We start from the raw sequence: 11985 nt of genomic DNA on the forward strand, positions 1-11985 counted from the left end.
CCTGGGTTTTACTTCGTCAGCGCGATGTACTTCGTGTCGAGGTACTCCTCGATGCCCTCGGTGCCGCCCTCACGCCCGAAACCGGACTCCTTGATGCCGCCGAACGGGGCGGCGGCATCGCTGATCACGCCCCGGTTGACGCCGACCATGCCGGACTCGATCGCCTCGGCGACGCGCAGCGCGCGGTCCAACGACTGGGTGTAGACGTAGGCGGCCAGTCCGTATTCGGTGTCGTTGGCCGCGGCGACGCCCTCGTCCTCGGTGTCGAAGCCGGTGATCGGGGCGACGGGGCCGAACACCTCCTCCTTGAGGATGCGGGCGTCGGCGGGCACGTCGGCCAGCACGGTCGCCGGGTAGAAGTTGCCGGGGCCGCCGGGGGCGACACCGCCGACGGCCACGGTCGCGCCGCGGGAGACCGCGTCGGAGACCAGCTCGGTCACCTTCTGCAGCTGCTTGCTGTTGATCAGCGGGCCCAGCGTCGACGACTCCTCGAGGCCGTTGCCGAGTTTGACCTCGCTCATCCGCTTGACCAGCTTCTCGGTGAACTCCTCGCGCACGGAGTTGGCGACGTGGAAGCGGTTGGCCGCCGTGCATGCCTCACCGCCGTTGCGCATCTTGGCCAGCATCGCCCCGTCGACGGCGGCGTCGATGTCGGCGTCGTCGAACACGATGAACGGGGCGTTGCCGCCAAGCTCCATCGACGTGCGCAGCAGCTTGTCCGCGGACTGCTTCACCAGCGCCTTACCCACCCCGGTCGAACCGGTGAAGGTCAGCTTGCGCAGCCGGCCGTCGTCGACGAGGGCCTCGGTGACCGCTCCGGGGTTGCTGGTCGGCAGCACCGACAGCACGCCCTTGGGCAGCCCGGCCTCGGCCATCAGCTTGGCCAGGTACAGCATGGTCAGCGGCGTCTCCTGCGCCGGTTTGACGATCATCGTGCAGCCCGCGGCGAAGGCCGGGCCCATCTTGCGGGTGCCCATCGCGAGCGGGAAGTTCCACGGGGTGATCGCGTAGCACGGGCCGACGGCCTGTTTGGTGACGATGATCCGGCCGGTGCCGGCGGGGCTCGGGGTGTAGCGACCACCGATACGGACGGCCTCCTCGGCGAACCACCGGAAGAACTCGGCGCCGTAGGTCACCTCACCCTTGCTCTCGGCGACCACCTTGCCCATCTCGAGCGTCATGAGCGCGGCGATGTCGTCGGACTTCTCGGTGAGCGTCTCGAACACCGAACGCAGGATCTCGCCGCGTTTACGCGCCGGGGTGGCGGCCCATTCGGCCTGGACCGCGCAGGCGGCGTCGAGCGCGGCGATCGCGTCCTCGGCCGTGGCGTCGCCGACGGCGACGAGCACCTCGTCGGTGCTGGGGTCCAACACGTTGAACGTCGACTTCGCCTCGCGCTCCTCACCACCGATCCACAGTCCGGTGGGAACCGATTCCAACAGTGCGGTGGTGTCCATACACCAATTCTCTACGCCTTCTTTTCGGTCACCGCACTAGGGTCTGAGACATGAGTTCCGACGCCCCGCAGATCCCGGACATCGCAGCCACCCCCGCCTGGCAGGCCTTGGCGCGGCATCACCACGAGGTCGAGGGAAAGCATCTGCGGGAGTTGTTCGCCGACGACCCGGCGCGCGGTACGGAGCTGACGCTGTCGGTCGGTGACCTCTACATCGACTACAGCAAGCACCGGATCACCCGGGAGACGCTGGGCCTGCTCGTCGACCTCGCCCGCGCGGCCGGGCTCGAGGAGCGGCGGGAGGCGATGTTCGCCGGTGCACACATCAATACCTCCGAGGACCGCGCCGTGCTGCACACCGCGCTGCGGTTGCCCCGCGATGCGCAGTTGAGCGTCGACGGGCACGACGTGGTCGCCGACGTGCACGAGGTGCTGGACCGGATGGGCGCCTTCACCGACCGGCTGCGCAGCGGCGAGTGGACCGGCGCCACCGGTGAGCGGATCAGGACCGTGGTCAACATCGGCATCGGCGGTTCGGATCTCGGCCCGGTGATGGTGTACGACGCGCTGCGCCACTACGCCGACGCCGGCATCTCCGCCCGGTTCGTCTCCAACGTGGATCCGGCCGACCTGGTCGCCAAACTCGACGGACTCGACCCGGCCACAACGCTGTTCATCGTCGCCTCCAAGACGTTCTCGACGCTGGAGACGCTGACCAATGCGACGGCGGCGCGGCGCTGGCTGATTGACGGACTCGGCGGCAGTGCCGGACAGGACGCGGTGAGCAAGCACTTCGTCGCGGTGTCGACGAACAAGAAACTGGTCGACGACTTCGGGATCAACACCGACAACATGTTCGGGTTCTGGGACTGGGTGGGCGGCCGCTACTCGGTGGACAGCGCCATCGGGCTGAGCGTGATGGCCGCGATCGGCAAGGAGCGGTTCGCCGAGTTCCTGGCCGGCTTCCACCTCGTCGACGAGCATTTCCGTACCGCGCCACTGGAATCCAACGCACCCGCGCTGCTCGGGCTGATCGGGTTGTGGTACTCGAACTTCTTCGGCGCGCAGTCGCGGGCGGTGCTGCCGTACTCGAACGATCTGTCGCGCTTTGCGGCGTATCTGCAGCAGCTCACAATGGAGTCCAACGGCAAATCGGTGCGCGCGGACGGTTCACCCGTCGGCACCGACACCGGCGAGATCTTCTGGGGTGAGCCGGGAACCAACGGCCAGCATGCGTTCTACCAGTTGCTGCACCAGGGCACGCGATTGGTGCCCGCCGACTTCATCGGGTTCAGCCAGCCCACCGACGACCTACCGACCGCCGACGGCACCGGCAGCATGCACGACCTGCTGATGAGCAATTTCTTCGCCCAAACCCAGGTGCTGGCGTTCGGCAAGACGGCCGAGGAGATCAGTGCCGAGGACACGCCCGCCGACGTCGTCCCGCACAAGGTGATGCCCGGAAACCGGCCCACCACAAGCATTCTCGGCACAAAGTTGACGCCGTCTGTGGTCGGCCAGCTGATCGCGCTCTACGAGCACCAGGTGTTCACCGAGGGTGTCGTCTGGGGTATCGACAGCTTCGACCAGTGGGGCGTCGAACTCGGCAAGACGCAGGCCAAGGCGCTGCTGCCGGTCCTGACCGGGGAGAAATCCCCTGCCCCGCAGTCGGATACGTCGACCGACGCGCTGGTGCGCCGGTACCGGACGGAGCGCGGCCGGTCGGCCTGAGCGATTTCGGCGCGCTCACGTACGCCCAGCGCACGTAAACGCGCCGAAGTCACGCGAAGAACCGCCCCGGCAGCACCTTCATCACCTGCACCAGCGGCGCCCACGGCCACCACGGGACCGCGGCCCGGCCCGCCTCCTTCTCGATGACGCGGACCATCGCGGCGACGCCGGTCTCGGTGTCGGTCATCAGCATGGTCGACGCGGACTTGGCGGTCATCTCCGATTCGATGTAGCCGGGTTCGAGTACGGTCACGCGGATCGGGCCCCTGGCGTATTCGGCACGCAGCGATTCGCCGAGCGAGGTCACACCGGCCTTGCTCGCGGCGTAGGCCGCCTTGACCCCCGGCACACCCTTGTTGCCCAACACCGACGAGACCAGCACCAGGTGACCGCTGCCGGAGCGCTTGAACATCTCCAGCGCCGTCTCGATCTGCACGAGCGCGGCGACGAGATTGGTCTCGATCGTCGCCTTGTTGGCCCACAGCTTGCCCGTCCCGAGCGGGGCGCCCTTGCCGAGTCCGGCGTTGACGATCACCCGGTCGAGGCCGCCGAGTTCGTCGGCCAGCGCCGCGAACACCTTCGGCACCTGGTCGTGGTCGTTGACGTCGAGTTCGGCGACCGCGACGGTGATCCCCGGGTGGCGTTGTGTCAGTTCGGCTTTCAGCGCGTCGAGGCGGTCGGTGCGGCGGGCGCACAGCGCGAGGTCGCGGCCCCTGGCGGCGAAGGCGCGCGCCATCCCGGCGCCCAACCCGGAGCTCGCGCCGGTGATCAGGATCTTCTGGCGGGTCATGCGGGCAGCGTAACGGGGCGGGAAACGCGCCCTACTTCAGCAGTCGCGACATCCGGCGGTCGGCGAGCACCCGGCCACCGGTCTGGCACGTCGGGCAGTACTGGAACGACTTGTCCGCGAACGACACCTCGCGCACCGTGTCCCCGCAGACCGGACACGGCAGCCCGGTCCGCGCGTGCACCCGCAGCCCGGACCGCTTCTCCCCCTTCAACGTCGCGGCCTGCTGCCCCACCGATCGCGACACCGCGTCGGTCAGCACCGAGATCATCGCGTCGTGCAGCGAGCCCAGTTGCGCGGCGGTCAGCTTGTTGGTGGTCGCGAACGGCGACAGCCGGGCCACGTGCAGGATCTCGTCGCTGTAGGCGTTGCCGATCCCGGCGATCACCTTCTGGTCGGTGATGACGGTCTTGATCCGCCCGCTCTGCGTGGCCAGCAGCGCACCGAGGTCCTCGGCCGTCAGGTCCAGCGCATCGGGCCCGAGCGTGGCGATCCCCGGTACCGCGGACGGCTCGGCGACCAGCCACACGGCCAGCCGCTTCTGCGTGCCCGCCTCGGTGAGGTCGAATCCGGGCGCGGAGCCGGGCGTGCCGAGGTGCACCCGCAGCGCAATCGGTCCCTTCCCCGGCTTCAGCGGTGCGGGCGACAGCTTGTCCGACCAGCGCAGCCAGCCGGCGCGGGACAGGTGGGTGATCAGGTACAGGTCGCCGGCCTGCAGCCCGAGGTACTTCCCCCAGCGGTGGGCGTCGGTGACCTCGCGGCCGTGCAGTGCGGTGATCGGCGGGTCGAACGTCTTGAGCACCGAGAACGCCGACACGTCGACGCGTCCGATCGGCAGTCCGACGGCGTTGCGCCGCAGGTGGTCGGCGAGTGCTTCGACCTCGGGCAGTTCTGGCATGTGTCCAGTGTGCCGGTCAGCGCCGGATCAGGCCGCCGCTCAGCAAAGACAGCACCCAACTGACGATCGACAACCAGATGCCGGCCCAGATCGCCGTCCACCAGAAGTGGTCGATGTAGAGCCCCCAGTGCGTGGTGTGTTCGGTGATCCAGGCGGTCAGCCACAGCATCAGCGCGTTGACGACGATGTGGAACAACCCGAGCGTCACGATGTACAGCGGAATGGACATCAGCTGCACGATGGGTTTGACGACGGCGTTGACCAGCCCGAACACCACGGCGACGACGAAGATGATCCCGACCTGCGCTGCGGTGGTGTCCCCGCCGACGAACTCGATGCCCGAGACCAGCTGCGTCACCACCCACAACGCCACCCCGGTGACCGCGGCCCGCAGCAGGAAGCTACCCACGCGCTGATCTTCGCACGCTCACGCGCGTAGCAGATAGGTGTCCATGATCCAGCCGTGTCGCTGACGGGCCTCGGCGCGCAGCTCGACGATTCGTGCGCCCACGTCACCGACGGTGCCCGCGACCAGCAGTTCGTCGGGTGTGCCGAGGTAGGCGCCCCACCAGATGCGGGTCTGCGGCGGGGTCCCGGTGAATGCGCAGTCGCCGTCGAGCATCACCACCGCGGTGCCGGAGAGCCCCTGTTCGCGCAGCCGGCGGCCGGTGGTGATCACGACCGGTTCGCCGACATCGTTGAGCGGGATCCGGTGCCGCGCGGTGAGCGCCTGAATCGCGGTGACGCCGGGGATGACGTCGTAGTCGAAGTCGACGTGGGCGGCGACCCGGTCGAGGATGCGCAGCGTGCTGTCGTAGAGCGACGGGTCACCCCAGGCCAGGAATGCGCCGACGCCGTCGTCGTCGAGTTCTGCCGAGATCGCGTCGGCCCACAGCCGCGCGCGGGCGGCGTGCCATTCGTCGACGGCCCGGCGGTAGTCACCGCCCTTGGCGCGCACGGGGTCGGGCAGTTCGACGAACCGGTACCCGGGTTCGGTGATGAACCGTTCACAGATCAGGCGGCGCAGCGCGACGAGGTCGTCCTTGGTCTCGCCCTTGTCCATCGCGAAGAAGACGTCGGTGTCGTTGAGCGCCGCGACGGCCTGTGCGGTCACATAGTCGGGGTCGCCCGCGCCGATGCCGATGACGTGGATCCGTCGAGTCACGCGAGTGAGTATGGCCCCGGACGGTTCAGCCGTCGTCGCGGCCCCGGCTGCGCCGCAGCGCCTTGGCGCGTTCGACGTCCTCCTCGATCGCGGCTTCCTTCTTCTCGATGACGCGGGTGTCCCGCGGCGGCAGCTGCAGTTCGCGTTCGGCGTGCAGCCCGGCCTGCAGCTGGCGGCCCCGTTCCAGTTCGGCGTCGAGTTCCGCACCGAACAGCAACGCGAGGTTGGTGATCCACAGCCACAGCAGGAAGATGATGACGCCGGCCAGCGCCCCGTAGGTCTTGTTGTAGCTGCTGAAGTTGGCGACGTAGATCCCGAAGATCACCGAGGCCAGGATCCAGGTGAGGATGGCCAGCGCGGCGCCGAGGCTGATCCACCGGAACTTCGGCTGCTGCACGTTGGGCGTCGCGTAGTACAGCACCGCGACGGCGATGATGACCAGCAGCAGGATCACCGGCCAGCGGCCGATGTTCCATGCCGTCACCGCGGCGTCACCGAGGCCGATCGCGTTGCCGACGGCTTCGGCGACCGGACCGCTGACCGCGACCATGAACAGCACCAGCGCCGCTCCGATCAGCGCGGCGAACGTCAGCACCAGCTGCAGCGGGCGCAGCTTCCACACCGGTCGGCCCTCGTCGACCTCGTAGATGCGGTTCATCGCGCGGCCGAACGCGCCGACGTACCCGGACGCCGACCACAGCGCGGTGAGGATGCCGATCACCAGAGCGAAACCCGCAGAGGGCGATTCGACGAGTTGCTGGACCGTGGGCCGCAGCGTGTCGACCGTCGAGGCGGGGGCGACGTCGGAGATCAGGTCGAGCAGCGCGTCGGTGGTGCGCTTGCCCTGACCGAACACGCCGAGCAGCGACACCATCACCAGCACCGCGGGGAACAGTGACAGCACCGCGTAGTAGGTGAGCGCGGCGGCGAGGTCGGTGCACTGGTCGTGGCTGAACTCGCGCGCGGTCTTGCGCAGCACGTAGAGCGCCGACGGTTTCGTCAGGTCGGTCGGCGAATCCGGCTTGCGGGGATCGTCGGGGTCGGGCGCACTGTCTTCAGCCATGCCTCGCTCTCTACCCGGAAAACCCGGGCGCCGAACGTGAGCTCGTGTGCGAGATTCGTCCGGAAGTTCGGGCACCGGCTCACGTTCGGCCCTCACTTCTCGCGCTCCAGGGCGTCGCGCACCTTCTCGACCTTGCTCTCCGGCATGAGCGGCGGCAGCAGCGGGGTCGCCGGGTCGACGACCGCTTCGATCACCGTGGGCCGGTCGGCCGCCAACGCCTGCGCCCACGCCTCGTCCGCGGCCGTCGACTCGGTCAGCCGGATGCCACGCAGGCCCAGCAGTTCGGCGTAGTCGGCGTACGGGAACCGCGGCACGTCCTGGGATGCGGGGAAGCGCGGGTTGCCTTCCATCTCCCGCTGCTCCCAGGACACCTCGGTGAGGTCGGCGTTGTGCAGCACCAGCACAACGAAGCGCGGATCCTGCCACGACCGCCACCGGTCGGCGATGGTGACGAGTTCGAGCAGCCCGCTCATCTGCATGGCGCCGTCACCGACCAGCGCGACGATCGGCCGTTGCGGCGCATCGAGTTTCGCAGCCACCCCGTAGGGCAGTGCGCATCCCATCGACGCCAGGTACCCCGAGAGGTGGGCCGGTACGCCGGGCGGTAGGCGCAGGTGGCGGGCGTACCAGTAGGTGGACGATCCGGTGTCGACGGCGACGCGCGCGTCGGCGGGCAGGTGGTCCGACAGCGCGCGGACGACGGCCTCGGGGTTGGCGCCGGTGGTCTCGGCGGCGGCCCGCCGCGCGGCCTCGACGTGCCACTCCTCCCGCCACCGCTGCACCTGGTCCTGCCAGCCGCGGTCGGTCTTGCGCTCGAGGAGATCGGCCAGTGCCGAGAGTGCCTGTGCCGCTTGCCCGACGACGGGCGCCTCGACGGGATACTTCGCGCCGATGACGCGCGGCTGGAGGTCGATCTGCACCGCCCGCGCCTGACCGGGCGCGGGGTAGAACTCCGTCCACGGATCGTTGGATCCGACGATGAGCAGCGTGTCGCACTCGGCCATCAGGTGGGCGCTCGCCGTGGTGCCGAGATGGCCCATCACCCCGGTGTGCCAGGGTTCGCCCTCGTCGAGCACCGGCTTGCCGAGCAGCGACGTGGTCACCCCCGCGCCGAGAAGGTCGACCACACGGGCGATTTCGGCGTCCGCTCCGGCGGCGCCGCGACCGACCAGCAGCGCCACCCGCTCGCCGGCGTTGAGAAGGTCTGCAGCACTGCGTAATTGGTCGTCGGGTGCGGTGACCGCCGCCCGCGCGGTGACCGCCGTCGAGGGGATGATGCCGTGGCTGTGCTCGAGATCGTCAGGCATGTCGGCCTGTTGGACGTCGTGCGGGATGATCAGACAGGTCGGTGTCGACGTTGCGATCGCCGTGCGCATCGCGTTGTCGAGCGCCATCAGCGCCTGTTCGGGGGCGAACACCGTCTGCACGTACTGACCGCACACATCCCTGAACAACGAGTGCAGGTCCACCTCCTGCAGGTAGCCGCTGCCCAGTGCGGTCGACACCACCTGGCCGACGATCGCGACCACGGGCCGCCGGTCGAGCTTGGCGTCGTAGAGGCCGGCCAGCAGGTGGATGGCCCCAGGGCCCTGGGTCGCCATGCACACGCCGACCCGCCCGGTGTACTTGGCGTGTCCGCACGCCATGAACGCGGCGAGTTCTTCATGCCGGGTCGAGACGAACTCGGGTTCGCCGGACCGCTGTAGCGCGCCGAGCAGGGTGTTCACCCCGTCGCCTGCGTAGCCGAACACCCGGTCGGCACCCCAGTCCTTCAGTCGGGCCACCAATGCATCCGCCACCAGATCGCTCATGGCCCGCGACATACCCGCCGCGTCGGGACTTACTCCGGGTTCTCCTTGGCCAGCGCGGCGAAGCCCTTGGCCTGACCACGGGCCAGCGCGGCGCGGACCACGCCGACGATCAGGCCCTGGATGGCCGCGGCGATGAAGATCTCCTTCGCGGAACTCTGCAGATCCTCGGGATCGGGCGGTTCGGTCCCGGCCGGGTTAACCCGCTCCCAGATCTCGGTGAAGATCTTGCCTGCGATCAGACCGCCGCCGATGCTGGCGCCCAACGCCAAAGGTTTGTACAAGGTTTTCGCGACACTCACCGCGGTGGGCTTCCCGGGGCGCCGTTCTTCAAACATCGGACTAGAACACGTTCTAGTATTCGGCGCAGCACTCGCGACAACCGACCCCGAGGAGGCGCTGTGCGGTTCACCTACGCCGAGGCGATGACCGATCCGACGTACTACATCCCGCTGGCCAAGGCCGCCGAGGCCGCGGGTTACGACGCGATGACCATCCCCGACAGCGTCGCCTACCCCTTCGAATCGGATTCGACGTATCCGTACACCCCCGACGGCAGCCGCGAGTTCCTCGACGGCAAGGCGTTCATCGAGTCGTTCGTGCTGGCCAGTGCGCTGTGCGCGGTGACCACCACGCTGCGGTTCAACTTCTTCGTGCTCAAGCTGCCGATCCGCCCACCGGCCCTGGTGGCCAAGCAGGCCGGGTCGCTGGCTGCACTGTTCGACAACCGGCTGGGCCTGGGAGTCGGCACCAGTCCGTGGCCCGAGGACTACGAGCTGATGAACGTGCCGTTCGCCAAGCGGGGTAAGCGCATGGACGAGTGCATCGAGATCATCCGCGGCCTGACCACCGGTGAGTACTTCGAATTCCACGGCGAGTTCTACGACATCCCCAAGACCAAGATGACCCCCGCCCCGAGCAAGCCGGTGCCGATCCTGGTCGGCGGCCACGCCGACGCCGCCCTCAGACGCGCCGCCCGCTGCGACGGCTGGATGCACGGCGGGGGCGACCCCGAGGAACTCGACGGGCTGCTCGCCAAACTCAACCGTTACCGCGAGGAGCAGGGACAGACCGGACCATTCGAGATCCACGTCATCTCGGTCGACGCGTTCAGCGTTGACGGCATCAAACGGTTGGAGGACAAGGGCGTAACGGACGTCATCGTCGGCTTCCGGATCCCCTACATCACCGGACAGGACACCGAACCGCTGGAGACCAAGATCCGCAACCTCGAATGGTTCGCAGATAACGTCATCGGAAAGCTGTAAGCCGATTACCAGCGCCGTCACGGGGTAACCCCCCTGCGTGACCGGCGCAGTGGAAAACGGCGACGGCGTCCTGCGTGGCGTGGTCGCCGTCGGTGCGTCGGCGGGCGGCGTCGAGGCGCTGACGAGCTTCGCCGCGGGACTCCCCGAGGACCTGCCGTACGCCGTTCTCGTCGTGCTGCACATGCCGCCGAACGCGCCGAGCGTGCTGCCCCGCATCCTGGACCGCGCCGGTCGGCTGCCCGCGGTGGCGGCTGTCGACAGCGCGGAACTCGAAGCGGGCCGAATCTACGTGGGTGTCCCGAATCGGCACCTGATGGTGCGCGACCACCGCATCATGCTTTCAGAGGGCCCCACCGAGAACATGAACCGTCCCGCGGTCAACACGTTGTTCCGTTCGGTGGCCGTGACGTTCGGACCGCGTGCGATCGGGGTGGTGATGTCGGGAGTGCTCGACGACGGGGCGTTGGGGTCCGGCGCCATCCGGTCCAGGGGCGGGGTCACAGTCGCCCAGTCCCCGAGTGACGCCTTGTTCACCGCGATGCCCCAGAACGCGTTGCGCGCCGGAGTGATCCAGCACCAGGCAGCGGCCGCCGACATCGGCGCACTGCTCACCAAATTGGCCGACCGCGATATCGAGGAGCGGGAGATGGAGCCCGACGCCCGCCTGGAACTGGAGAACCGGATCGCCATGGGCCGAAAGTTCTCCGCGCACTTCGACTCCGACGCCCTCGGCCCGCCGTCGGGTTACACGTGCCCGGACTGCAACGGATCGCTGGCCACCGTCGAGGAGGGGGGCTTCCGCTGTCAGGTGGGGCATGCATGGACCGCCGAGGCGTTGTTGGAGGCACGTGACCACGAAGTGGAGAACGCACTGTGGGTGGCGGTGCGCAGCCTGCAGGAGAAGGCCAAGCTGTCACGCCGGCTCGCGGAGAACGCGGGGTCAGGCATGTTGAGCCGACGCTACCTCGACGCGGCGGAGGAAGCGGAGCAGGCCATGGAGGTGCTGGCCAAGCGGCTCAGCGAGGCACCGGCAGGCACGGGCGACGACGGTGACGGCTGACGACATCGGCCCGCTCGCCATCACGGCCTCGACGGCGGGAAGCCACACCCTGCTCAGCGTTGTCGGGGAACTCGACAGCAGCACATACCGGGTGCTTCGCGACCACATCATCAAGGCCGCCCTCGAAGAACCGAGCGCCGTCCTGATCGACGTCAGCGGGCTGACCGTCGCCGCAGAATCTGCGTGGGTGGTGTTCACCAGCGCCCGTTGGCACGTCACCCGCTGGCCGGAGATCCCGCTGCTACTGATCTGCGGGCACGGTTCAGGGCGCTCCGCGATCCGCAGGAACGGAGTGGCCCGCTGGGTACCGGTTTTCCCCACCCTCGGGGCAGCGGTCGCCGCCATCACCGCGGACGAACCACTGCCGTACCGGCGGCGGGCCAAGGCCGAATTACCTGCCGATCAGTCGAGCCTGTGCAGTGCGCGGGAGATGGTCGAGGAATGGCTCACCGCGTGGTCGCGCCCTGAGCTCATCCCCGTGGCGAAGATCGTGGCCACCGTCTTCGTGGAAAACGTCCTGCAGCACACTGAGAGCGCGCCGAATGTCCGGGTCGAAGCCAAGGGGGACACGGTGACGGTCGCGGTGGCCGACGAGAGCCAGGTGCCCGCCGCGGTGCGCGAGGATTTCGACGGCGACCGCCCGTCCGGACTGAAGATCATAACCACGCTGGCCCGAATGTGGGGGGCCGCGCCGACACCGACCGGTAAAACGGTCTGGGCCATCCTCGGTCCCGAGAATGCCTTGTGAG

Annotated in this window: 12 protein-coding genes and 1 pseudogene; 4 read left to right on the plus strand and 9 right to left on the minus strand. The window is 68.5% G+C overall.

What is annotated here, in order from left to right; all coding sequences use genetic code 11:
* Positions 1-8 precede the first annotated feature (8 nt).
* Positions 9-1457: an NAD-dependent succinate-semialdehyde dehydrogenase gene (locus AU194_RS02770; protein WP_059087706.1), complete on the minus strand. Its 1449-nt coding sequence runs from the start codon at positions 1455-1457 to the stop codon at positions 9-11.
* Between the two features lie 50 nt (positions 1458-1507).
* On the opposite strand from AU194_RS02770, the gene pgi reads away from it, so the two are divergent.
* Positions 1508-3187, plus strand: coding sequence for a glucose-6-phosphate isomerase (gene pgi / locus AU194_RS02775; RefSeq protein WP_059087707.1), 1680 nt, complete (start codon positions 1508-1510; stop codon positions 3185-3187).
* 49 nt (positions 3188-3236) lie between these two features.
* On the opposite strand, the gene AU194_RS02780 is transcribed toward pgi, so the two are convergent.
* The 8 genes and pseudogenes from AU194_RS02780 to AU194_RS02810 all read right to left on the minus strand — a co-directional run bounded on the left by AU194_RS02780 (position 3237) and on the right by AU194_RS02810 (position 9210).
* Positions 3237-3977: an SDR family oxidoreductase gene (locus AU194_RS02780; RefSeq protein ID WP_059087708.1), complete on the minus strand. Its 741-nt coding sequence runs from the start codon at positions 3975-3977 to the stop codon at positions 3237-3239.
* 31 nt (positions 3978-4008) lie between these two features.
* Complete coding sequence (locus tag AU194_RS32430) at positions 4009-4467, minus strand: zinc finger domain-containing protein (RefSeq protein WP_231743143.1); 459 nt, start codon at positions 4465-4467, stop codon at positions 4009-4011.
* A 159-nt stretch (positions 4468-4626) separates the two neighbouring features.
* Positions 4627-4872, minus strand: a pseudogene (locus AU194_RS32435) (DNA-formamidopyrimidine glycosylase family protein); the annotation flags it as partial.
* Positions 4873-4888: 16 nt separating this feature from the next.
* On the minus strand, positions 4889-5281 hold the full coding sequence (locus AU194_RS02790) for a phage holin family protein (RefSeq protein WP_059087710.1): 393 nt from the start codon (positions 5279-5281) through the stop codon (positions 4889-4891).
* Between the two features lie 18 nt (positions 5282-5299).
* A complete protein-coding gene (gene cobF / locus AU194_RS02795; RefSeq protein WP_059087711.1) occupies positions 5300-6037 on the minus strand; it encodes a precorrin-6A synthase (deacetylating) in 738 nt (245 codons plus the stop codon).
* Positions 6038-6062: 25 nt separating this feature from the next.
* A complete protein-coding gene (locus AU194_RS02800) occupies positions 6063-7100 on the minus strand; it encodes a YihY/virulence factor BrkB family protein (RefSeq protein WP_059087712.1) in 1038 nt (345 codons plus the stop codon).
* Positions 7101-7192: 92 nt separating this feature from the next.
* Entirely contained in the window at positions 7193-8911 is a 1719-nt protein-coding gene (locus AU194_RS02805) for a thiamine pyrophosphate-requiring protein (RefSeq protein ID WP_059087713.1), read from the minus strand.
* A gap of 29 nt (positions 8912-8940) precedes the next feature.
* The gene (locus AU194_RS02810; RefSeq protein ID WP_059087714.1) at positions 8941-9210 is read right to left on the minus strand and encodes a DUF4235 domain-containing protein; all 270 of its coding nucleotides are present in this window, start codon (positions 9208-9210) and stop codon (positions 8941-8943) included.
* Positions 9211-9309: 99 nt separating this feature from the next.
* On the opposite strand from AU194_RS02810, the gene AU194_RS02815 reads away from it, so the two are divergent.
* Genes AU194_RS02815 through AU194_RS02825 form a run of 3 tightly spaced genes read left to right on the plus strand, consistent with a single transcriptional unit; the run spans position 9310 to position 11984 of the window.
* On the plus strand, positions 9310-10176 hold the full coding sequence (locus AU194_RS02815; RefSeq protein ID WP_059087715.1) for an LLM class flavin-dependent oxidoreductase: 867 nt from the start codon (positions 9310-9312) through the stop codon (positions 10174-10176).
* Between the two features lie 37 nt (positions 10177-10213).
* Entirely contained in the window at positions 10214-11236 is a 1023-nt protein-coding gene (locus tag AU194_RS02820) for a chemotaxis protein CheB (RefSeq protein WP_059087716.1), read from the plus strand.
* Positions 11226-11984, plus strand: a complete 759-nt coding sequence (locus AU194_RS02825) for an STAS domain-containing protein (protein WP_059087717.1) — start codon at positions 11226-11228, stop codon at positions 11982-11984. Before AU194_RS02820 ends, AU194_RS02825 begins: the two co-directional genes overlap by 11 nt.
* Position 11985: the final 1 nt, after the last annotated feature.

It is taken from the genome of Mycobacterium sp. GA-2829 (genome assembly GCF_001499965.1).
Lineage (GTDB): Bacteria > Actinomycetota > Actinomycetes > Mycobacteriales > Mycobacteriaceae > Mycobacterium.

Bases quoted from the DNA above. Each gene is read 5' to 3' on its own strand.
- AU194_RS02770 (WP_059087706.1), bottom strand. From the start codon at position 1,457: ATGGACACCACCGCACTGTTGGAATCGGTTCCCACCGGACTGTGGATC.
- pgi (WP_059087707.1), top strand. From the start codon at position 1,508: ATGAGTTCCGACGCCCCGCAGATCCCGGACATCGCAGCCACCCCCGCC.
- AU194_RS02780 (WP_059087708.1), bottom strand. From the start codon at position 3,977: ATGACCCGCCAGAAGATCCTGATCACCGGCGCGAGCTCCGGGTTGGGC.
- AU194_RS02800 (WP_059087712.1), bottom strand. From the start codon at position 7,100: ATGGCTGAAGACAGTGCGCCCGACCCCGACGATCCCCGCAAGCCGGAT.
- AU194_RS02805 (WP_059087713.1), bottom strand. From the start codon at position 8,911: ATGAGCGATCTGGTGGCGGATGCATTGGTGGCCCGACTGAAGGACTGG.